At 62.3% G+C, this 22,044-nt stretch carries 19 protein-coding genes and 1 riboswitch; of the genes, 7 read left to right on the forward strand and 12 right to left on the reverse strand.

The features are described 5' to 3' along the window. Positions 1-35: 35 nt before the first annotated feature. Positions 36-1,073, reverse strand: a complete 1,038-nt coding sequence (gene ltaE, locus HB675_RS04780; protein WP_213876178.1) for a low-specificity L-threonine aldolase — start codon at positions 1,071-1,073, stop codon at positions 36-38. Between the two features lie 143 nt (positions 1,074-1,216). After that, positions 1,217-1,376: riboswitch (FMN riboswitch) on the forward strand. Between the two features lie 100 nt (positions 1,377-1,476). Here ltaE and HB675_RS04785 point away from each other — a divergent pair. Then, on the forward strand, positions 1,477-1,983 hold the full coding sequence (locus tag HB675_RS04785) for a 6,7-dimethyl-8-ribityllumazine synthase (protein WP_213876180.1): 507 nt from the start codon (positions 1,477-1,479) through the stop codon (positions 1,981-1,983). 66 nt (positions 1,984-2,049) lie between these two features. On the opposite strand, the gene mtnA is transcribed toward HB675_RS04785, so the two are convergent. Then, positions 2,050-3,126, reverse strand: a complete 1,077-nt coding sequence (mtnA, locus tag HB675_RS04790) for an S-methyl-5-thioribose-1-phosphate isomerase (protein WP_213876182.1) — start codon at positions 3,124-3,126, stop codon at positions 2,050-2,052. A 118-nt stretch (positions 3,127-3,244) separates the two neighbouring features. Here mtnA and HB675_RS04795 point away from each other — a divergent pair, with 118 nt between their 5' ends. The 4 genes from HB675_RS04795 to HB675_RS04810 are packed head-to-tail and all read left to right on the forward strand — an operon-like array spanning position 3,245 to position 6,778. Beyond that, positions 3,245-4,579: a TRZ/ATZ family hydrolase gene (locus HB675_RS04795; RefSeq protein ID WP_213876184.1), complete on the forward strand. Its 1,335-nt coding sequence runs from the start codon at positions 3,245-3,247 to the stop codon at positions 4,577-4,579. A gap of 30 nt (positions 4,580-4,609) precedes the next feature. After that, on the forward strand, positions 4,610-5,308 hold the full coding sequence (gene ubiG, locus HB675_RS04800) for a bifunctional 2-polyprenyl-6-hydroxyphenol methylase/3-demethylubiquinol 3-O-methyltransferase UbiG (protein ID WP_213876186.1): 699 nt from the start codon (positions 4,610-4,612) through the stop codon (positions 5,306-5,308). 2 nt (positions 5,309-5,310) lie between these two features. Further along, a complete protein-coding gene (mupP, locus tag HB675_RS04805) occupies positions 5,311-5,982 on the forward strand; it encodes an N-acetylmuramic acid 6-phosphate phosphatase MupP (RefSeq protein WP_213876188.1) in 672 nt (223 codons plus the stop codon). 58 nt (positions 5,983-6,040) lie between these two features. Next, positions 6,041-6,778, forward strand: coding sequence for a YciK family oxidoreductase (locus HB675_RS04810; RefSeq protein ID WP_213876190.1), 738 nt, complete (start codon positions 6,041-6,043; stop codon positions 6,776-6,778). An 8-nt stretch (positions 6,779-6,786) separates the two neighbouring features. On the opposite strand, the gene HB675_RS04815 is transcribed toward HB675_RS04810, so the two are convergent. The 6 genes from HB675_RS04815 to HB675_RS04840 form a co-directional block, all read right to left on the reverse strand. Continuing rightward, a complete protein-coding gene (locus HB675_RS04815) occupies positions 6,787-7,545 on the reverse strand; it encodes an iron-containing redox enzyme family protein (protein ID WP_213876192.1) in 759 nt (252 codons plus the stop codon). A 73-nt stretch (positions 7,546-7,618) separates the two neighbouring features. Then, positions 7,619-10,081 (reverse strand): EAL domain-containing protein, encoded by a 2,463-nt coding sequence (locus HB675_RS04820; RefSeq protein ID WP_213876194.1) that lies wholly within the window; start codon positions 10,079-10,081, stop codon positions 7,619-7,621. Between the two features lie 335 nt (positions 10,082-10,416). Further along, on the reverse strand, positions 10,417-11,055 hold the full coding sequence (locus HB675_RS04825) for a DsbA family protein (RefSeq protein WP_213876196.1): 639 nt from the start codon (positions 11,053-11,055) through the stop codon (positions 10,417-10,419). A 1-nt stretch (position 11,056) separates the two neighbouring features. Next, entirely contained in the window at positions 11,057-11,995 is a 939-nt protein-coding gene (locus HB675_RS04830; RefSeq protein ID WP_213876198.1) for a rhodanese-related sulfurtransferase, read from the reverse strand. Between the two features lie 131 nt (positions 11,996-12,126). Next, entirely contained in the window at positions 12,127-12,429 is a 303-nt protein-coding gene (locus HB675_RS04835) for a BolA family protein (protein WP_213876199.1), read from the reverse strand. 5 nt (positions 12,430-12,434) lie between these two features. After that, positions 12,435-12,968 carry a DUF2059 domain-containing protein gene (locus HB675_RS04840; RefSeq protein WP_213876201.1) on the reverse strand — a complete coding sequence of 178 codons (534 nt, stop codon included), beginning with the start codon at positions 12,966-12,968 and terminating at the stop codon, positions 12,435-12,437. Positions 12,969-13,136: 168 nt separating this feature from the next. Here HB675_RS04840 and HB675_RS04845 point away from each other — a divergent pair, with 168 nt between their 5' ends. Continuing rightward, entirely contained in the window at positions 13,137-14,531 is a 1,395-nt protein-coding gene (locus HB675_RS04845) for a class II fumarate hydratase (RefSeq protein ID WP_213876203.1), read from the forward strand. A gap of 158 nt (positions 14,532-14,689) precedes the next feature. Then, positions 14,690-14,890, forward strand: coding sequence for a DUF6316 family protein (locus tag HB675_RS04850; RefSeq protein WP_213876205.1), 201 nt, complete (start codon positions 14,690-14,692; stop codon positions 14,888-14,890). Positions 14,891-14,934: 44 nt separating this feature from the next. Here the strand turns inward: HB675_RS04850 and HB675_RS04855 are convergent, their stop codons facing one another. From HB675_RS04855 to HB675_RS04870, 4 genes are read right to left on the reverse strand one after another with little or no spacing between them, the layout of a single operon-like run. Continuing rightward, on the reverse strand, positions 14,935-17,325 hold the full coding sequence (locus tag HB675_RS04855; protein ID WP_213876207.1) for an MMPL family transporter: 2,391 nt from the start codon (positions 17,323-17,325) through the stop codon (positions 14,935-14,937). Next, the gene (locus HB675_RS04860) at positions 17,322-18,320 is read right to left on the reverse strand and encodes a YCF48-related protein (protein WP_213876209.1); all 999 of its coding nucleotides are present in this window, start codon (positions 18,318-18,320) and stop codon (positions 17,322-17,324) included. The genes HB675_RS04855 and HB675_RS04860 overlap by 4 nt, the downstream gene beginning before the upstream one ends. Before the next feature lie 54 nt (positions 18,321-18,374). Then, positions 18,375-19,760 carry a DUF1329 domain-containing protein gene (locus HB675_RS04865; protein ID WP_213876211.1) on the reverse strand — a complete coding sequence of 462 codons (1,386 nt, stop codon included), beginning with the start codon at positions 19,758-19,760 and terminating at the stop codon, positions 18,375-18,377. Positions 19,761-19,769: 9 nt separating this feature from the next. Beyond that, on the reverse strand, positions 19,770-21,743 hold the full coding sequence (locus HB675_RS04870; protein ID WP_213876213.1) for a DUF1302 domain-containing protein: 1,974 nt from the start codon (positions 21,741-21,743) through the stop codon (positions 19,770-19,772). Positions 21,744-22,044: the final 301 nt, after the last annotated feature.

A 22,044-nucleotide genomic window follows, 5' to 3' on the forward strand; every position in this document is an offset into this window, starting at 1 on the left:
ATTATATAGGCCCTGAGGCCATGGGTGCAGTCTGTTTATGGGTTCTCGTCGTGCATTGACCGGCGAAAGCCGGCGAAAACCGCCACGGCCTGTTCTATCTGAGACCGCGAGACATCCAGATGGGTCACCAGGCGCAGGCGCGAGGACGCGGTGACCAGAACGCCCTGCTCGGCCGCAAACAGTCTGAACGCCTCGCTCTGGCTACCCATATCCACATAAACCATATTGGTTTGCACCGGTTCGACCCGGTAGCCCAGCTCGGCCAGGCCGCTGGCCAATTGCTGGGCATTGGCATGGTCTTCGGCCAGGCGTTCGACCTGATGATCCAGCGCATACAGACCCGCTGCCGCCAGGATACCGGCCTGGCGCATGCCCCCGCCCACCATTTTGCGCAGGCGCCGCGCGCGCCCGATCAGATCGGCGCTGCCACACAACACCGAGCCGACGGGCGCACCCAACCCCTTGGACAGACAGACCGACACCGAGTCGAAGTGCCGGGTGATTTCCCGCGCCTCAACCCCCAGCTTGACAGCCGCGTTGTACAACCGCGCGCCGTCCAGATGCAGGCTCAGGCCATGAGCTTGAGTGAGCCGGCGCGCCTCGGCCAGATAGCCCAACGGCAGCACCTTGCCTTGCATGGTGTTTTCCAGCGCCAGCAGGCGGGTACGGGCAAAGTGGAAGTCATCGGGCTTGATCGCTGCGACGACCTGGGCCAGGTCCAGCGAGCCGTCGGCCTGCACTTCCAGCGGCTGGGGCTGGATCGAGCCGAGCACAGCTGCGCCGCCCCCCTCGTATTTATAGGTGTGGGCCTGCTGACCGACGATGTATTCCTCGCCCCGGTCGCAATGGGCCATCAAACCCAGCAGGTTGCTCATGGTGCCGCTGGGCACGAACAGACCCTGGGCAAAACCCAGTCGCCCGGCCAGGCTCTGCTCCAGGCGGTTCACGGTCGGGTCTTCGCCATACACGTCATCGCCGACCGGGGCACGAGCCATGGCGTCCAGCATGGCAGGCACCGGTCGGGTTACGGTATCACTGCGCAGATCAATGCTTTTAACGGAAAAAGAGCTCATCAAGGGGCCTCCAGCGTATGAATATGTTCCCTGCCCCTTCACCTTAATCAAGCCCGCGCCGCTTGCAAATGGTGAATGCCGAGCAACGGGGATGCACGCAGTAAAAAAATGTGGTAAAAAATCTGCGCCGTCACCTTTGATGGCAACGTTCTCAGGGCGGGGTGCGATTCCCCACCGGCGGTAATGACGCAAACAACGCGTCTAGCCCGCGAGCGCTTGCAGGCCTTTGAAGGTCAGCAAGGTCAGCAGACCTGGTGTGATTCCAGGGCCGACGGTCATAGTCCGGATGAAGAGAGAACGGGGTTGGCACACAAGGGCCGTCCAGTCAGCAGGCTGAGCTGCGTACCCTTGAATCCCATTCGATCCACAGCCCTGTTTTTCACACAAACAGGAGTCAACGTAGATGCAACCCACCGCAATCGATAGCAAGAGCCACTCCGGCGAACGTGTCGCTTTCGTCCAGGCCAGCTGGCACAAAGACATCGTGGACCAGAGCCGCAAGGGCTTTACCGAAGAAATGGCGCGCCTGGGCTACCAGGAAAGCGACATCGACTTTTTCGAAGTCGGCGGCGCCTTTGAAATTCCGCTGCACGCCAAGCTGCTGGCCCAATCGGGTCGCTATGCCGGCATTGTCGGCGCAGCATTGGTGGTCGATGGCGGTATCTACCGTCACGAGTTCGTCGCCCAATCGGTGGTCAGCGCCTTGATGCAAGTGCAGCTGGAGACGCTGGTACCGGTGTTTTCGGTGGTCCTGACCCCGCACCACTTCCATGATGGCGAGCAGCACCACGACTACTTCTTCAAGCACTTCGTCCATAAAGGTGCAGAAGCGGCTAAGACCTGCGTCGACACCCTGCACAAGGTGCGTTCGCTGCGTCGCCTGCAGGCCCAGCATAAAGTCGCGGTGTAATCACTGCCGCCTCGCAGGCGCGCGCGACAACCCTCACCCATCGCGGGTTTCGCGCGCTCTTGCGAATCAATGCAACCGCTTGCGGCACATCAATTGCGCCAGCTTGGACGCATCCGGTCGCTCGACAATGCCCTTCTCCGTGACGATCACATCGATCAGGTCCGCCGGCGTGAGGTCGGACACCGGATTGTAGGCATCGAACTGCCCTTCCGTGCGTCGCCCATCGATGGCCAGCAACTGCCGGGCATCGCGCTCTTCGATGACAACCTCTTCGCCAGTGGCCAGCCCCATGTCGATGATCGAACTGGGGGCCACCACCATGAAACGCACCCCATGGTGCATGGCGGTGACCGCCAACTGGTAAGTGCCGATCTCGCCGATGACATCGCCATTGGCCGTGATCTGTTGCGCGCCCACCACCAGCCAGGTGATGCCTTTGGTCTTCATGATGTGGGCCGCCGCGCCATCGATCGTCAGGCTCACGGGAATGCCGTCTTTGGCCAGCTCCCAGGTGCCTAGCCGCGCGCCTTGCAACCCGGGGCGGGTTTCACTGACATAGGCGCGCTCCACCATGCCTTCCAGGAAGGCGCCGCGGATCACCCCCAGGGCCGTGCCGAAGCCACCCGTGGCCAAGGCACCGGTGTTGCCATGGGTGAGGATGGTCTGGGCGTTGCCCTGCTGACGACGGATCAGGTCGACCCCCGACTGCGCCATGGTCAGGTTGGCTTCGCGATCACTCTCGTGAATGGCCCGCGCCTCGGCTTCCAGCGCCGGCACCGGGTCATCACCGCGCTTGACCCGCCCGACCCGCTCGCGCATGCGCTCCAGCACCCAGAACAGGCTGGCCGAGTTCGGGCTGGACTGGGCCAGCACCGTAAAGTCGGCTTCCAGCGCCGCGCGCCAATCAAGGCCGCTGGCAATATGCCGGCGAACGCTAAGGACAGCCCCGTAGGCCGCGCAGATACCGATCAACGACGCGCCGCCCACGGCCAGATTGGCGATGGCATCGGCCACATCGAGTGCCGTGGCGCAGACCAACCAGGATTCTTCGAAGGGCAGCAAGCGCTGGTCAAGCAGATACAAGGCATCTTCCCGCCAATCGATGGCTTTCACGTTCTCTGCAGCCAGTAGCCGATCGCGCATGGAACACCCCGTACTCACAGATCAAAAGCGGCCGATTATAGCGATCCCCAGGCGGGGACGCTCGGGTATACTTCGCCACTATCTATTGATTGCTCGAAAAAAGCACTGGATTGCCACTATGCCCGATCTGACCGCTGCGCTGGACTTGTTGCTGCTGCCCACCTGGCTGGTGCCGGTCGAGCCGGCAGGGGTGGTGCTCAAGGACCATGGTCTCGGCGTGCGTGAGGGTCGTATCGTGTTCATCGGCCCCCGCGAACAGGCACTGCGGCTCCAGGCCCTGGAAACCCGCGAGCTGCCCGGAATGCTGTTGAGTCCGGGGCTGATCAACAGCCACGGTCACGCGGCCATGACCCTGTTCCGCGGCCTGGCCGACGACCTGCCGTTGATGACCTGGCTGGAGAAACACATCTGGCCCGCCGAGAGTCGCTGGGTCGACGAAGCTTTCGTCCGTGATGGCACAGACCTGGCCATCGCCGAACAATTGCAGAGCGGCATCACCTGTTTTTCGGACATGTATTTTTTCCCGCGGGTCGCCAGCGAACGCATCCACGAAAGCGGCATCCGTGCCCAAGTGACCATTCCCGTGCTGGATTTCGCCATCCCTGGCGCCCGCGACACCGATGATGCCCTTAATCAGGGAGTCGAACTGTACAGCGACCTCAAGCACCACCCGCGAATCAGCGTCGCCTTCGGCCCTCACGCGCCCTATACGGTGAGCGACGCCAACCTGGAAAAGATCCGCGTACTGGTGGACGAACTCGATGCGGCGGTCCACATGCATGTGCATGAAACCGCCCATGAGGTGCAGCAGGCTGTGCAACACTTTGGTGAACGGCCACTGGCGCGGCTGTACCGGCTCGGCCTCTTGGGCCCCGGCTTCCAGGCCGTGCACATGACCCAGATCGATGATGCCGACCTGGAAATGCTGGTGGAGACCAACACCAGCGTGATCCACTGCCCCGAATCGAACCTCAAATTGGCCAGCGGCTTCTGCCCGGTCGAGCGGCTGTGGCAGGCCGGCATCAACGTGGCCATCGGCACCGATGGCGCCGCCAGCAACAATGATCTCGACCTGCTGGGCGAGACGCGCACCGCCGCCCTGCTGGCCAAGGCCGTCGCCGGTTCCGCCAGCGCCCTGGATGCCCATCGCGCCTTGCGCATGGCCACCCTCAACGGTGCTCGCGCGCTGGGGCTGGAGAAAAATATCGGCTCGCTGGAAGTGGGCAAGGCCGCCGACCTGGTGGCCTTCGACCTTTCCAGCCTGGCCCAGCAACCCATCTACGACCCTGTTTCACAATTGATCTACGCCAGCGGCCGGCAATGCGTGCGCCATGTCTGGGTCGCTGGCAAGGCCCTGCTCGAAGACCGCCGCCTGACGCGCATGGACGAGGCGCAACTGCATGCGACCGCCTGCGCCTGGGGCGAGAAGATCGCGGCCACGCCGACACACTAATTTTCGTTTCAAAGATTCCGAGGAGTTTCCATGAGTAACGTCGACCACGCTGAAATCGCCAAATTCGAAGCCTTGGCGCATCGCTGGTGGGACCGTGAAAGCGAGTTCAAGCCGCTGCACGACATCAACCCGCTGCGGGTCAACTGGATCGACGAGCGCGTCTCGCTGTCCGGCAAGAAGGTCCTCGACGTCGGTTGCGGCGGCGGCATTCTCAGCGAGGCGATGGCCTTGCGCGGCGCCACCGTGACCGGTATCGACATGGGCGAAGCGCCGCTGTCGGTGGCGCGCCTGCATCAGCTGGAGTCGGGCGTGCAGGTGGAATACCGCCAGGTCACTGCCGAAGCCCTGGCCGAAGAAATGCCCGCGCAATTCGACGTGGTCACGTGCCTGGAGATGCTCGAACACGTGCCCGACCCGTCGTCGGTCATTCGTGCCTGCCAGCGCATGGTGAAGCCGGGCGGCCAAGTGTTCTTTTCCACCATCAACCGCAATCCCAAGGCCTACCTGTTTGCCATCGTTGGCGCCGAATACATCATGAAGCTGCTGCCCCGCGGCACCCATGACTTCAAGAAATTCATCCGCCCGTCCGAGCTTGGTGTCTGGAGCCGCAATGCGGGGCTGTCGGTCAAGGACATCATCGGCCTGACCTACAACCCGCTGACCAAGCATTACAAGTTGTCCGCCGACGTTGACGTCAACTACATGATCCAGACTCTGCGCGGAGAGTAAGCATGCGATTGCGCGCCGTATTATTCGACATGGACGGCACCCTGCTCGACACCGCGCCGGACTTCATCGCCATCTGCCAGGCCATGCTTGCCGAGCGCGGGCTGCCGGCGGTGGATGAGCAACTGATTCGTGACGTGGTTTCAGGAGGCGCGCGGGCGATGGTCTCGGCGACCTTTGCCCTGTCCCCTGAAGCCGCGGAGTTTGAAGACCTGCGCCTGGAGTTTCTCGAGCGCTACCAGGTCGGCTGCGCCGTGCACAGCCGGCTCTACGACGGAATGGCCGAGTTGCTGGCAGACATCGAAAAAGCCCATCTGGTCTGGGGCGTGGTCACCAACAAGCCGGTACGCTTCGCCGAGCCGATCATGCAGCAACTGGGCCTGGCCGAGCGCTCGGCCGTACTGATCTGCCCGGACCACGTGACCCACAGCAAGCCGCACCCCGAGCCGTTGATCCTGGCGTGCAAAATGCTCGATCTGGACCCGGCGAGCGTATTGTTCGTGGGCGACGACCTGCGCGACATCGAGTCCGGGCGCGATGCCGGCACCCGCACGGCGGCGGTTCGCTATGGTTATATCCATCCCCACGACAACCCCAGTCACTGGGGCGCGGACGTAGTGGTGGACCATCCACTGGATTTGCGGCGGGTGTTGGATCAGGCGATGTGCGGTTGCTGAGGATCGCCGGTTGCAACTGCCCGCGATAAGACCGAGACAGGCAAGGGAATCATCAAGCATGTTCGACTACACCGCCCCACCCCATCTCCTCGCCGGCCGCACCATCCTGGTCACCGGTGCCGGCCGCGGTATCGGCGCGGCGGCGGCGAAGACTTATGCGGCCTACGGTGCCACGGTCATCCTGCTGGGCAAGACCGAGACTCATCTGCGGGCTGTCAGCGAGCAGATCCAGGCCGCTGGCCATCCTGCGCCCCACGTCATTGCCTTCGACCTGGAAACCGCACAGCCCGACCACTACACCGCACTGGCCGCCACCGTGCGCCAGTCGTTCAGTCATCTGGACGGCCTGCTGCACAACGCCTCGATCATCGGCCCGCGTACAGCGCTGGAGCAGATCAGCGGCGAAGCCTTCATCCAGGTGATGCAGGTCAACGTCAACGCGACATTCATGCTCACCGCCGCCCTCCTGCCCCTGCTCAAGCAGGCAGCCGATGGATCGGTGGTGTTCACGTCCAGCAGCGTCGGGCGAAAGGGCCGTGGCGAGTGGGGGGCGTATGGGGTGTCGAAGTTTGCCACCGAAGGCCTGATGCAGACCCTGGCCGACGAACTGCAAGGCCAGTCGCTGCGCAGCAACAGCATCAACCCGGGTGGCACTCGCACCGACATGCGCGCCCAGGCGTACCCCGCGGAAGACCCGGCGCGCACCCCCCCGCCGGAGGCGATCATGCCGGTCTACCTCTACCTGATGGGCCCTGACAGCCAAGGCATCAATGGCCAGGCCCTCAACGCCCAATAACGGCTGACCTAGCTGGCCACCGCCAGTTGCTGCTGCATGCAACGCTCAAGAAACAGGTGCATGTAGTCGTAGCTCTTGCAGATGGCCGTGCGCAACTCGTCCACCAGGCTCTGGTGCGGATTGTTGCCGGCCAGGGTGCAGATGATTTCCAGCGCTTCCCAGGGATGGGCATCATCATACTGGGCATGCATCCGCAGCCATTTCATGGCCCGCTTGCGCCCCTCCTCCGGGAAGGCCGACGCATAGATGTCGCTGGAGCAGACAATCGCCGCCCACTCGCCCGTGACCCCTTCGATGGCGTAATTGGTGGCCGCCATCGCCACGATAAGCGAGTCCGATGTACAGGTCTGCCAGCACCAATGGCTCAAGGCGTGCAACTCGGCAGGCACTTTCTGCGCCTGCAGGTCATCCAGCGTGCAGCCATGGGCCGAGGCCCAGTTGACCCAATAATCGGCATGGTTGAGTTCGACGCGGATATTGCGCATCAACCAACGACGCGCCATGTCTTCGCCCGGATGACGAGCAAAGCGGGTCTTGGTCAGATTCTGAGCCATGTACAGCGCGAACTGCTCGACCACAGGCCAGCCCCCCACCAGGAATGGGTGCATGACAGCGGCATCCAACTGATTGTCGCGCATCAGCCGATACAACTCGTGCTGCACGACATTCTGCTTGCTCGCCTGACAATCCTTGAGCAACTGCTGGGCCCAGGCGGGATAGCTGCCGGCTTCCATGAGTGGGCCGGTACGGGTAAACGCGTCGATCACTGGCTAACCTCCGTTTCAGTAAGTGTGCCGGGCACGGGTGCCGCGCAAGGTACGAGTGCCTATCTGAATTTTTCTATCTAAAAGTACCGGGCGCCCGGAACAGCAAGGGTGCAGGTCGCACTCGGCGGCGCTGCAGACTCTCGCTGGTGAACGGCTGCGGCCGTTCGATCAGGTAGCCTTGGGCGTAATCCACACCGATCTCCAGCAGTGCCTGCTCGATCAATGGGGTTTCGACGAATTCGGCGATGGTCCGTTTGCCCATCACGTGGCCGATGTGATTGATCACCTCCACCATCGCCCGGTTGACGGGGTCGTCGAGCATGTCCTTGACGAAGCTGCCGTCGATCTTCAAATAGTCCACCGGCAAATGCTTGAGGTAGGCGAAGGACGACATCCCGGCGCAGAAATCGTCCAGGGAAAAGTGGCAGCCCAGCCCCTTGAGTTCGTTGATGAAGCGAATGGCACTGCCCAGGTTGGCAATGGCAATGGTTTCGGTGATTTCGAAGCAGATCAACTCGGGGGGGATGGCGTAGCGGGCAAACTGCTCGTGCAGGTATTCGAGGAATTCCTCGTCACCGATGCTGATGCCCGACAGGTTGATCGCACACATGGCCAATGGCCCCTGCGCGCCGTCGCGGATGCACTGCTGGATGACCTTGAACACGTTCTGGACCACCCAGCGGTCCAGCGCCGTCATCAAGCCGTAGCGCTCGGCTGCGGGAATGAACGCTTCGGGCAGAATCACCCGGCCAGACTCGTCGTGCAGGCGCAACAGGATCTCGATATGCCCGCCCGTGCGCTCGTCGACATGGCGCAGCGCCGCAATCTCCTGAGCGTACAGGCAGAATCGGTTTTCCTCCAGGGCCATGTGCAACCGCTGTACCCAGGCCATTTCGCCGAATCGTACCGACAGCTCGGTGTCGTCGGCGTGGTATACCTGGACGCGGTTGCGCCCCTTTTCCTTGGCCATGTAGCAGGCCATGTCGGCGGCGCGCAGGGACGACTCCAGGGTCATCGGTACCTGTGCGATGTGCACCAGGCCAATGCTGATCGTGGTCACGAATGGCCGGCCGCGCCAGACAAAATGCAGATTCTGCACGGTCTGGCGCAAGGTCTCGGCGATCTTCTCGACCGCGTCACCCGAGCGGTTGTCCAGCAGAATGCCGAATTCGTCGCCACCCAACCGCGCCAGCGTGTCCGCTTCGCTCAAGCACGACTGCAGCAAGGCGCAGATATGACGCAATAGCTCATCGCCCGCCGCGTGACCACAGGTGTCGTTGACCAGTTTGAACTGATCGAGGTCGAGAAACATCAGCGAGCAACGGCCCTGCTGGCGGGCCACCGCTTCCAGCGACTGCTCCAGACGAAGCTCGAATTCCCGGCGGTTGGCCAGGCCCGTGAGCGCATCGTGGGTTGCCTGCCAGGACAGATTGGCGATGTACTGACGCTCCTGGGTCATGTCGTGCAACACCAGTACCGCTCCGCTGATGCGCCCATCGCTGCGAATCGGCGACCCCACCAGGGTCACCGACACTGTGCTGCCATCCAGGCGCTGCAGCAGCTTGGAGTGCTCGCTGGCGGCTGTGAGATCGCCGCTGAGAATCTGATCGATCAGCACGAAATCGTCTTTCTCGGCATTCTCGTCGAGCAGGTTGAAAAGCGAGGCCAGCGGCAGACCATGAGCCTGATCGGCAATCCAGTGGGTCAGTTGCTCGGCCGCCGGGTTCATGTAGGCGACGGAACCGTCCGAGTCGGTGGCAATCACCCCGTCGCCAATGGCAGCCAAGGTCACGTGAGCCCGCTCTTTCTCCAGCTGCAGGGCGTTGGCGAACTCCTGGCGCTGGCCCAGCAACTTGCCAGTGCGCCACAGCGCCAGGGCAATGAGCACCAGCGCCGTGAACAGATTGACGAATACCAGCAGATGCAGGAGGAAGCGCGACCCTTCACTCAGGGCATCGCTGAACTCGATGGCGGCTGGTGTCACGCCATCGTTGATGGCCATGATCTGCTTCTTCCAGTTGTCGATGTCGTCACTCGACGCCTGGCCGGCAGCGATCCGAGCGTGCATGGCCCGTGCGACCTGATCGAGTTTGACCAGGTATTCATCGCCGACCGTCCAGCGGTCGATGGCCCGTGCCATGTAGCTGACGTTGTGAAAATTGGTGTACAGCCAGATGATGTTGGACACGTCATCGGGGTGATTGCCGCCTTGCAAAATGCCGGCCCGGGCCGCCCGCAGGTCGGGATCGCTCTGAGCCAGTGCCAGGCGCAAGGCATGGCCGCCCTGAGGAATGGCGATGGCTTGCTGGTATTTGCGGTAGATGGCCTCGTCGCGGCTGTCCGCGTAGAGATTGAGGTAATAGATGGCGTCTTTCTGGCCCTTGGACCACAGGCTTTCGCCGGCAACGTAGCTGCGCACCGCCGATAGCGCATAGAGGCTGACACAGCCCAGAAGTGCCAGAAAAATGACCACAGCGATGAAGGGCCAGACGATCCCCAGCAAGCGCGGCGTTTCAAGCGTCCGTTTGTGTTTCATGAGGTCCTTTGCATCAGCTGGGCGAGACAACTACAAGGTCAATGGCGATTTTCCCTTGCACAGACTAGCTAAAACCGACGGTAACTATACGATGTTTTTTTGGCGCGCAGCCGCAACGAACCCTGCCGCCGACAAATGGCCATCGATTTTGGCGTAATCGTCACTGCATAGGCACCGCACAGATCGGCACGTGGTGACAGAAAAATGCTGCACGCGCGCCGTCGGGACGGGTGGAGCAAGAAGTGGGCCAGCCCCATCAAGGCGTTAACCGCGCGACGTCCACGGTGAGATGTGCAGACGCCACCGGGTGCCGCCATCGCAAGCTTCGGCGGCGCCTAAGAGGCGGGTCTGGCGGCCAGCCAGCGCCCCAACAACGGTGCCAGGGCCTCCAACGGCTGATAGCCATTGGTCAAGAGTGCCAGCTGGCCACTGCGCTGGGCCAGCAGTGTCGGGAATCCGGCGATACCCAAGTCCTGCACCCAGGCAAAATCCTTGCGGGTCTGCTCATGGCTATGCAGGCTGTCGAAGGCTTCGGCAAACTCGATACGCGGCACGCCCACGGCCTCGGCCAGTTCCACCAGCAGTGGCGTGCGCGTCACGTCCAGGCCGTCGACATAGAAGGCTTGCTGAATGCGCTGGGTCATGGCCAGCGCCAGCGCCTCGTCCAGCTGCCGCACCGCCACCACTGCGCGGCAGGCCGGCTCGGTGTCGTAGACAAAATCCTCGGGCAGTGCATTCTCGAAGCGAAAGACCTGCCCGGTCATGTCGGCCACGGCCTGCCAATGCTTGAGAATGTACGCCCGCTTGGTCTCGTCCAACGCTGCGCCCGCACCGGTGCGCAAGCCACCCAGCACCACATGGGTGGGCACGCCCGCCTGCGCCGCCTGGTCGATCAGCACCGCCGCCACCGGGGCAAAACCCCAGCACCAGGAACACATCGGGTCCATCACGTACACCAGGCGGCTGTCAGGCATGTCAGACCTCGGAGGCTTTGCGGTAGTTGTGTCCGATAGGATGGGGCTGGTTGCGCTGCCTGGCCAGTTCGATCTGCTTCTGGCGGTCGGTGGCGCTCTTGCGGGTCTTCTCGCTCAGGCTGTCCCAGCAATGGGGGCAACTGATACCCGGCGAATAGTGCGGCGACTGGCGGTCCTCGACGCTGATCGGCGTGCGGCAGGCATGACACTGATCATAGTCGCCTTCACTGAGGTCATGACGCACCGTCACCCGGTTGTCGAACACGAAGCAGTCCCCCTCCCAGCGGCTCTCGGGTTGCGGCACCTGCTCGAGGTATTTGAGGATGCCGCCCTTGAGGTGATAGACCTCCTCGAAGCCCTCGCCAAGCATGTAGCTGGAGGCTTTTTCGCAGCGAATGCCACCGGTGCAGAACATCGCCACCTTCTTGTGCACCGCGGGGTCGAAATGGCTTTTGATGTAGTCGGGAAAATCGCGGAAGGATGCGGTCTTGGGGTCGATAGCGCCCTTGAAGGTGCCAATGGCCACTTCATAGTCGTTGCGAGTATCGATCAGCAGCACCGAAGGGTCATCGATCAAGGCGTTCCAGTCGGCAGCCTCCACGTAGGTGCCGACCTGGCGATTGGGGTCGACGCCGGCCACGCCCAAGGTGACGATCTCTTTCTTGAGCTTGACCTTGGTCCGGTAGAACGGCTGCTCGTCGCAGTACGACTCCTTGTGATCGATGTCGATCATACGTGGGTCGTTGCGCAGCCACGCCATCAGGCCGTCAACGCCTTCGCGGGTGCCGGACACCGTGCCGTTGATGCCTTCTTCGGCAATCAGCAGGGTCCCCTTGATGCCGTTGTCCAGCATGGCCTGGAGCAACGGTTCGCGCAGTTGATGAAAATCGCTGAGGGTGACGAATTTATACAGCGCCGCGACGACGATGGGCTGACTCATGACAGTACCTATATTCCGGGTGGTCACCCTCGCAAAGGGGAACCGGGCTTGAAAAACAGACGCGCCGGCAGGGAGGCCCTGTCGGCGCGTCGGCATTCTAGCAAAACCGGCTTGTCATGGCATGCGGCGGATCAATGCCCGCGGTCGCCACCGGCACAGGTCGGCGAGTCCGGCGCAGCGCCGGTCGCCAGCCATTCGGCAGGGGTGTAGGTGTGCAACGCCAGGGCGTGAAACTGCCCCATGAGTTCGCCCAGCAAGGCATAGACCTTCTGGTGGCGCTTGACGCTGCCAAGGCCTTCGAACTGCTCGCTGACCACCACGGCCTTGTAATGGGTCTGCTGGCCACGGCTGTGCATGTGGCTCTCGTCGAGCACTTGCAGGTGTTGCGGCTGCAACAGGCCCAGGGCCGATTCGATCCGTCGCTGCATGGTCATGGGCGTTACGGCTTCTTGGCAGGCGCGGCGGCTGGAGCAGCCTTGTCGGCCGGGGTCAGCTCGTTGGTCATGTCAGCCAGCAGCTTGTTGACCACCGGTACTGCACTTTCCAGCTTCTGCTGAGTCATCTGTGCAGAGAGCTGAGTGACGGTCGGCATTTTTTCCTGGACTTTCTTGCCCAGCGGCGACTGGTAGAACTTCACCAGGTCCTTCAGGTCCTGCTCGGTGAAAGCGTCGGTGTAGATCTTGACCATGTCGGGCTTGATCTTGTCCCAGCCGATGGCCTGGTCCAGAGCGGCGTTGGCCTTGGCCTGGTAGGTTTCCAGCAGGGCCTGCTTGGAAGCGGGCGCCTTGGACTGTTCGAAACGCTGAGCGAACATCTGCTGAACCTGCATGTACACCGGGGTCCCGGCTTTGTCAGCGTGAGCCATCATCAGGAAGTTTTCGGCAGCGGCATTGTGGCTGGCAGTATCAGCAAGCACCTGGCCGCTGGCACATACCAGAATGGCCGCGGTACAGATGGCACGAAGACGGGTCATCGATTTTCCTTCTTTGACGGACGAGGTAGATCCCCGGAATCGCCCATTCTGCGCCCAAGCGGGTGGATCGCTCAACCCCGAGCTGGCATCGGCGGTATTTTTCACGAGGGAACCGAAACGGTTCTCAACAACCTAAACTGCTGATTCAATCGTCTATGGAGTGGAGTAATGAGCCGGATCGAAACAGACAGCCTGGGCCCCGTTGACGTACCTGAAGACGCGTATTGGGGCGCCCAGACACAACGCTCGCTGGTCAACTTCGCCATTGGTGACCAGCGCATGCCGTTGGCGGTGTTGCACGGTTTGGCCCTGATCAAGAAAGCCGCCGCGCGGGTCAATGACCGCAATGGCGACCTCCCCGCCGACATCGCCCGGTTGATCGAGCAGGCGGCCGACGAAGTCCTCGCCGGCACCCACGACGACCAGTTTCCGCTGGTGGTCTGGCAGACCGGCAGTGGCACGCAAAGCAACATGAACGCCAACGAAGTCATTGCCGGACGCGCCAACGAGCTGGCCGGAAAGGGCCGTGGCGGCAAGTCGCCCGTACACCCAAACGACCACGTCAACCGCTCGCAAAGCTCCAACGACTGCTTCCCCACTGCCATGCACATTGCCGCCGTTCAGGCCGTGACTCATCAGTTGCTGCCGGCGATCGCCGAGCTATCGGCAGGCCTGGCCGAGCAATCCGCGCGCCATCAGCACCTGGTCAAGACCGGCCGCACCCATATGATGGACGCGACCCCCATCACCTTCGGCCAGGAGCTGTCGGCCTACGTTGCTCAGCTGGACTACGCCCAACGGGCCATCCGCGCCGCCCTCCCCGCCGTCTGCGAACTGGCCCAGGGTGGCACGGCGGTGGGCACCGGGCTCAATGCGCCCCACGGTTTTTCCGAAGCCATCGCGGCGGAACTGGCGGCGCTTTCCGGCCTGCCCTTCGTCACCGCGCCCAACAAGTTTGCCGCACTGGCCGGTCACGAGCCGCTGACGGCGCTGTCCGGTGCCCTCAAGACCCTCGCCGTGGCCCTGATGAAAATCGCTAACGACCTGCGCCTGTTGGGTTCCGGCCCACGGGCGGGGCTGGCCGAAGTGAAGCTGCCGGCGAACGAACCGGGCAGTTCGATCATGCCCGGCAAGGTCAACCCGACCCAGTGCGAAGCCCTGTCGATGTTGGCTTGCCAGGTTCTGGGCAACGACGTGACCATCGGTTTCGCCGCCAGCCAAGGTCACCTGCAGCTCAATGTCTACAAACCGGTGATCATTCACAACCTGCTGCAATCGATTCGCCTTTTGGCCGATGGCTGCAGCAACTTCCAGCAGCACTGCATCGCCGGTCTGGAGCCGGACGCCGAGCAGATGGCCGCGCACCTGGAGCGGGGCTTGATGCTGGTCACCGCACTCAACCCGCACATCGGATACGACAAGTCCGCCGAAATTGCCAAGAAGGCTTACAGCGAAGGGCTGACCTTGCGTGAATCGGCGCTGCAGCTGGGGTACCTGACCGATGCACAATTCGACGAGTGGGTGCGCCCCGAAAACATGCTGGAATCGGGCAAACAGGGCTGAAAGCCCCGTGCGTGCAGGGCTTTCGATTAAATGATAGCTTTTTGCCGTTGGTCTGATTGAAACTAATCGGTCATCGGCAAGGACTAAACTTTGACCGCCAAAACTTGAACAACCCCCAACGCCTTGTTTGCGGGGGCATTCATCGAGGAGACCCGACTATGTATGGCAAGCGCGAGCAAGATCCTGTCCCGTCGACCTATTTCCGGGCCAACCGGTTCAGCCTGATCAACGGCGCCTACTATTTCAGCACCCGCGAGAATACCCTTGAGGGTCCGTTTTCCAGCCGCGCGGAAGCCGAGCGCGGCAGCATGGAATACGTGGAAAAAGTGGCGCAGCAACGTCGCCAGACCCAGCATTGACCTGACCGGGTGCTCGACCGAAGTCGGGCACCCGCGCTGCTACGTCACACGCCCCCCTTCACCCGCCACGTCGCGCTCTCCTGCGGCCGCCTGACCAGAAAGCGCACCAGCGCCGGCAGCAACCACAGCGCCCCGACCATGTTCCACAGGAACATGAAGGTCAGCATCAAGCCCATGTCCGCCTGAAACTTGATCGCCGAGAAGATCCAGGTGCACACGCCGATCGCCAGGCACAGCCCGGTGAACAGCACCGCTTTGCCAGTGGAGCGCAAGGTCTGGTAATACGCCTCCTGCAACGGCAGACCGGCGCGCAGAAAGTGGGCCAGGCGGCTGTAGATATAAATGCCGTAATCCACCCCGATGCCCACCCCCAGGGCCACCACCGGCAGGGTGGCAACCTTGACGCCGATCCCGAGAAACGCCATCAGCGCATTCCCCAGCACCGACGTGAGCACCAGCGGCAAGACAATGCACAGCGTCGCGGCCAGCGAGCGAAACGTGACCCAGCACATCACCGCCACGCACAGGTAGACCAGTAGCAGGATGCTCAGCTCGGCGTGCCTGATCACCTCGTTGGTGGCCGCCTCGATCCCGGCATTGCCCGCCGCCAGTTGAAATTCGAGGCCATCGCGGTGGTTGGCGGCAGCGAAGGTCTGCACCGTTGCCACCACGCGGTCGAGGGTTTCGGCCTTGTGGTCGTTGAGGAATACCAGCAGCGGAGCCAGCGAGCAATCACCGTTGTACAGGCCATCCGCCCGGGCGATAGAGCTGTCGAGTACCTGCGGGTTGCGCGACAAGGTCTGCCACTTGAGGTTGCCCTCGTTCATACCCTTGATCATTTGTTTCGAGACACTGACCAGCGAGATCGTCGACTGCACGCCCCGCGTGTTTTCCAGGGTCCACATCAACGCATCCATGGGCGCCAGCGTGCTGTACGCCGAGCATCCTTCCGGGGGAGTCTTGACCATGACCACCAGCACGTCAGAGCGGGTGGCGTAGTGGTCGATGATGAACTGGTTATCGCGGTTGTAGCGCGAATCCGCCCGCAGCTCCGGTGCGCCCTGGTCGAGGTCGCCGATCTCCAGGTTCTGGCCATACCACAGGCCGCCCGCCAGCACGATCATTGCCAGCACCACCGAGACCCGCGCCACTCGCGGGCTGGCGACCTTCGCCAAGAGGCGCCAGAACGGCTGCTCGCCGACCGCGTCCTGCTGGCTGCGCTCGACCGCACGACGGCTGATGCCTACATAGGAAATCGCCACCGGCAGCAGGATCAGGTTGGTGAAAATGATCACCGCCACGCCCATGGACGCTGCAATGGCCAACTCGCGGATCACACCGATGTCGATGATCCACAGGGTCATGAAACCCACTGCGTCGGCCAGAATAGCGATCACGCCCGGCACGAACAATTGCCGGAAAGTGCGGCGTGCGGCGGTGAGCGCCGAGTCAGCGTCGCTGGACTGCAAAGCAATGCCGTTGATTTTCTGTACGCCATGGGAAATACCGATGGCGAAGATCAGAAACGGCACCAGCATCGAATAGGGGTCCAGGCCAAACCCCACGGCGTGCATCAGCCCCAACTGCCAGATGACCGCCACCAGAGTGGTGCCAAGCACTGCCAGGGTGCTGCGCAGGCAACGGGTGAACAGCAGCAGTAGTACCAGGGTGATGATCACCCCCACGGCAAAGAACATCGCCACCCTCTGGAGGCCGTCGATCAGATCGCCGACTTTCTTCGCAAAACCGACGATGTGGATCTGCACATCCGGGTTGCGCGCCTGGAAAGGCTCGCGGATCTTGTCTTCGAGCAGGTGGGAAAACTGTCGATAGTCGAGGGTGAGCAGTCGTCCCTGATCCTGCGGGTCGGGGTAATGTTCCAGCAGCGGAATATCGATGATGCTGGATTTGAAATCGTTGGCCACCAGCCGCCCTACCTGGCCGGACTTGAGCACATTGTTGCGCAGCAATTCCAGGCTGGCGTCCGAGCCGTCATAGCTTTGCGGGATCACCTCACCGCCGGCAAAGCCCTCTTCGGTCACCTCGGTCCAGCGCACGCTGGGGCTCCACAACGACTTCAGGGCCGAACGGTCGACGCCGGGCAGGTAGAACACTTCGTCGCTGATCTGGCGCAAGGTTTCCATGTAGCGACGGCTGAAGATGTCGCCGTCCGTGGCCTGCACCGAGAGACGCACGGTATTGCCCAGATTGGCCAGGTCGTTGCGGTGCTCCAGCATCTTTTCGATGAAGGGGTGCTGCAACGGGATCATTTTTTCGAAACTGGTGGACGGGCGAATCAACGTGGCCTGCCAGAACAAGCACAGACTGACCAACAGGCACAGGCCGATGACCCAGGGCCGGTGATCGAAGATCAAGCGCTCCAACCCGGTCGCCTGATCCAGCCGTGCACGGGGCAGGGTTTCATGACCGGTCATGGCTGCGCCACCGTGGCAGCGGGCCCTGCGCCATTGTCCGCTGTGCGCTCGACGCCGCTCTGCCCGGCCAGCACCAGATGCCCGAGGTCGGCGCCGGTCACCGCCGCCAAGGCCTGGCGGTCAGGACGGCTGTAGAGACTGAAGGTCTGGCCGTCGTCATGACTGCGCAGCACCGTGCCACCGTTGCCGACCACCACCAGAGAGCCGTCGGCCAGCAGGCTGGCGCCTGCCAGGCCAAATTCCAGGGCCCCGTGGTTGCCTGCCAGCGGGATGCGTTGCCAGGTTGCACCGAAATCCGTCGAGCGCAGCAGATTGCCACGCAGGCCATAGGCCAACAGCGTCTCGGGACGGGCGGTGGCGATCACGCCGAACAGCGATCCGGCATAGGGGCTGTGCATCGTCTCCCACGTCTGACCGCCGTTGGCGGAGCGGAACATGCTGCCCTGCTCGCCGACAATGAACAGGCCGGCGTCCTTGACCGCCGTGATCGCGTTGAGGTGCAGTTGCTCGCTGTTGTCCAGCCGCTCGCCGATATCCTCCCAGTGCTGGCCACCGTCGTCGGTGCTCAAGAGGGCACCGTAGGCCCCCACTGCAAAGCCCTGCTGCCTGTCCTTGAACCAGAGGTCGAGCAAGGGTGCCTGGCGCTTGAGGTCCTCGTATTGTCGGGTCCAGGTCACCCCGCCGTCCTCACTGGCGAGAATCTGCGCATCGTGGCCCACCGCCCAACCGTACTGCGCATCGACGAAGAACACGGCGGTGAGCATCTGCCGGGTCGGCACCCGGGCCTGGGTCCATGTGCGGCCCTGGTCGTCCGAGTAGAGGATGTGGCCACGGTCACCGACCACCACCAGCCGTGGCCCGGCATGCGCCACGCCCAGCAACAGCGAATGCACCGCCTTGGCCGACACAATGGCGTCGTCGGCGCCAGCCACCGGCGCGCAAGCGACCCATAGCCCCAGAGCGCCAGCCCGCAGGCAGGTGAACAGGTCCTTCATCAAGCGTTTACCCCTGTAGTTGTTGTTTTTGAGCCTGCATGAACCGCACCGGCCCTAGCGTGTACCCTGACGGCGCAAGGCCGCTGGGGTGAACACCCCTAATTCCGGCAATGGCTGGCTGAAGTCCCGGCTGCCCGCTTCCTCGTTATCCAGGTTCTGCACGTGGTAGCGACGGGCCTGAAGGTCGTGATAAACGTCCAGGGCCGACCAGATAGTCGGCAGCTCGTAGTAATTCTTCAGGTAGGCCATCGACACCCGCCACAACTCACCACGGCCGTCGTACTGATCGACCACGGCGGCTTGCCAGCTGTCCTCGTCCAGATACAGACGCCGTTTGGAGTAGACATGCCGCATGCCCTTCTTCAGCGTGCCTTCCACCACCCAGACCCGGTGCAGTTCATAGCGGGTGTATTGCGGGTTCAGGTGGCCGGGCTTGAGCAACTGCGCATAGCTGACCTGCGGGCTGCCGACCCGGTAATTGTTGTAGGGAATGTAGAGCTCCTGCTTGCCCAGCAGCTGCCACTCGTAGCGGTCCGGGGAGCCGTTGTACATGTCGCTGTCATCTGCGGTACGCAGCCCGTCGGCAGCGGCCATCGGCGTGTCGTAGGCCAGGCTCGGCGCCCGGCGCACACGGCGCTGGCCGGCGCTGTAGGCCCATGCCTGGCGGGGGTCGCGCAGCTGGTCAAGGGTTTCGTGGATCAACACCGCACCTCCCGCCAGACGCGCCGGGCTGCGGGTCTGGGACAGGTAGTAGAACAGCATGTTACCCAGCGTGGCCGCGCTGACACGCGGATCGTAATAACGAAACAGCACTTCCTGTTGCGAGACGATCGGCACAAAACTGCCATTGCGATGCACGGCCGCTTCGACCGTGCGCTGCACGCCATAGATGCCGCGGTAGCGGGCAATGTGGTTCCACACCGCCTCGACGCCGCTTTTGGGCAGCGGAAACGGGATACCGCCGTAGGCGCCGACAAAGCCGTTGCCATCTTCTTGCAGCTGTGCGCTCTGAGCGTTGATACGGGTGTGCTGATACACCGACTCTGGCGCGGCTGCCGTGCGCCGGGTCACGTAGACCGGCATGCTGAAGGTCTCGGGGTAGGCAGCAAACAAGGCCAACTGGCCAGGGCTGAGCTGCTCGCGATATTGCTCCAGGTTGCTGGCCTTGATGGTAAACAGTGGCTCGTCACTGGCAAAGGGGTCGACATGATGACTGCCCGGCCCGCCGTAGCCGGCCGGAGCCATGGTCAGGCCGCCCTGCCAGGGCGGGATGGTGCCGGCGGCATTGCCTTGCGTCTCGCCTCCCAAGGGCGTCAAGCGGGTGCCCAGTTGTTCGAATGCCTCGTCGGTGATGGCGTGAAGATCGCTGGCGAACACACCCAACGCAAAGGCCAGCGCGACAGTGGCCGCATGCTTTGTGGAAAAGGTGGCTTGGGTCATGGGGTGCTCCTAGAACGAATACTTGACGTTGAGGCCGACGTTGTCGCGGTCGCGTACGGCGTTACGCTGTCCGGCACCGTAAAATCGGCTGTATTGCAGCTCGGCTTCCAGGCACTGCTGGTAACTGGCGCGCACGCCCAGCGACACGGCCTTGCGCCCTTCGATGAAGTTGCCGGTCTGGTGGGAGTTGCCCTTGAAGTCGTCCTTGTAGACGGCAAAGGGCGACACGTTGGCCCCGCCCAGCAGGTTATTCCAGGTGCCGATGAGCATCACGGTGCCGCCGTAGGCATTGCGGCTGATCTGCGCGTCATCACCAAAGCCGTCGAAATAGCCGCTGTTGGAACGGCTGGCGTAATACCGACGCGAGCCGTCATGGGCGATGTAAAACAGACGACTGCCGCGCACGTGCTCGCTGGCCACCTCGGCCACCGCCGTCAGGCCGTCGAAACCCAGGCGCGGGCCAAAGTCGTACAAAGTGCCCAACGACAGGTTGAACAGGCGTACCCGGTCGGCGTTGCTGATTTCGTCGCCCAGGCGCGCCTGCTGGCCTCCGATATTGACGGTCCCGCCCCCAGCCAGCGTTGGCGCCTGGATCAACAGGTCGCTGAGCATGTCACTGGTGGAGGCCACGCCGATGGGCATGTTCGGGCGGTAGGTGAGTTCACCGAATACCGAGGCCTTGCCCAGGCGCGTATTGAAGCTGGTGCCGAACATGCGGATGTCTTCGACAAACTCTCGGCGTCCACGCACCTGATTGGCCACGTCCATGATGGCCATGCCGCCCACTGCCTGGCTGACGCCACTGCGCACCGCCTGCGCGAGCGGGCCATTGGGGTTGGCGGCCAAAGCAGCCTGCAACTGCAACAGGGTCAGGCCGGCCTGGGCCGCCACCTGCTGCTGGACGATGGGCGTGGTCGCCGCCGTCACCTGCGCCAGATCCAGGCCCTGATAGGCTCCCAGGTCGGCGTGAACAGTCGGTTCCTTGGCGTGGTAATTGACGAAATAAAAACCAAACTCGGTGCCGTTCAACTGCTCGGCCACGTACCGAAACGCCATACCGAACTGGCCGTCGTCACGGGCGTTGATGTCGGGCCCGATGCTGGCCGCTTTCAGGTTGCCGCCCGTCCCGACGCCGCTCCCGCCCTGCAGGCCGCCCACTCCTCGCGCGCTCAGGCCTTGGTATAGCCCGTTGAGCGGGCTGAGCTCCGGCAGCCAGGCATAAGCAGTGTTACCGCCTTCGGCAAACAGGTCCGTCTCTGAAAAGAAGGTGCCCACCGGGTCGATCTTCGATTCCTTCCAGTTGAATTGATAGAAGGCTTCCAGAGACAGGGTGTCGCTGAGCCCAAGGTTGAGGTTGAGCGCCTCCACCGGCATCAGCACTTCCTTGAGCTCGGCGCCGGGCAGGCGAAATTGCGTCACGTTGATGGGGTTGGTGGTGTTGACCCCACCGCGATAGAACATCCCCTCCCCCCAGTTGAACACCTGCCGCCCGAACCGCGCCCCGACCGGAAAACCGCCCAGATCCCAGTTGCCATGAGCGTAGGCATCCAGAATTTCCGCATGATGGCCCGCACTGCTGCGAGTGTCGGCCGTAAATTGACGATCATCGGGAAAGTTCTGGCCGGGTTGCACAGGCGAGTTGTTGTCAGCGTAGTGGGTACGCTTGTCCATGATCCGTGAATCGTAGAAACCGGAACCTCGGAGAAATATCCCATAGTTGTTGTAGGACATTTCCAGATCACTGGTTATTTTATAAACTTCCGAGACAATTCCAGGACTAAAGTTACGATTACCATCATTCACATTAATGTCATCGTTGGTTTTGTCGCGCCCCTGGACTCGCCACAATTGGCCGTAGGAGACCGTGGTGTCCAGCGAGCCACGCAGCTCGTCCTCCAGCAGGCTGAACTCCAAAGCGCCCGCAGGCGCGCAGGCCAGCAACGGCAATAGACCTGCCAGTTTTCTGGCCGGGTGGATAGGCATGGTTTCGATCTCCCTGACTCTGGTTATTAGATGAGTGGGGAGTGAGTTTGCAAAGGAGGTGCCAGCGAATGGCGTTTTGTGCGAAAGGGCTTTATTCGCGTACAAATATTTGTAACTTGTCAAACAATCTAACACGTTCTGAGCCGTTCGCGGAGAGGCCTACCTTATTAGTTACCGTGGCGACAAGCGAGCATCTGTTGCAAGATGATTTCAAACTAAAGACCCAGTAACAAAAAAGGTGTTACCTATAATTACAGGTAACACCTTAGTCATGTTGGAGACAAAGGGCTGACCGTGTTGT

Source organism: Pseudomonas sp. dw_358, assembly GCF_018449655.1.
Classification (GTDB): domain Bacteria; phylum Pseudomonadota; class Gammaproteobacteria; order Pseudomonadales; family Pseudomonadaceae; genus Aquipseudomonas.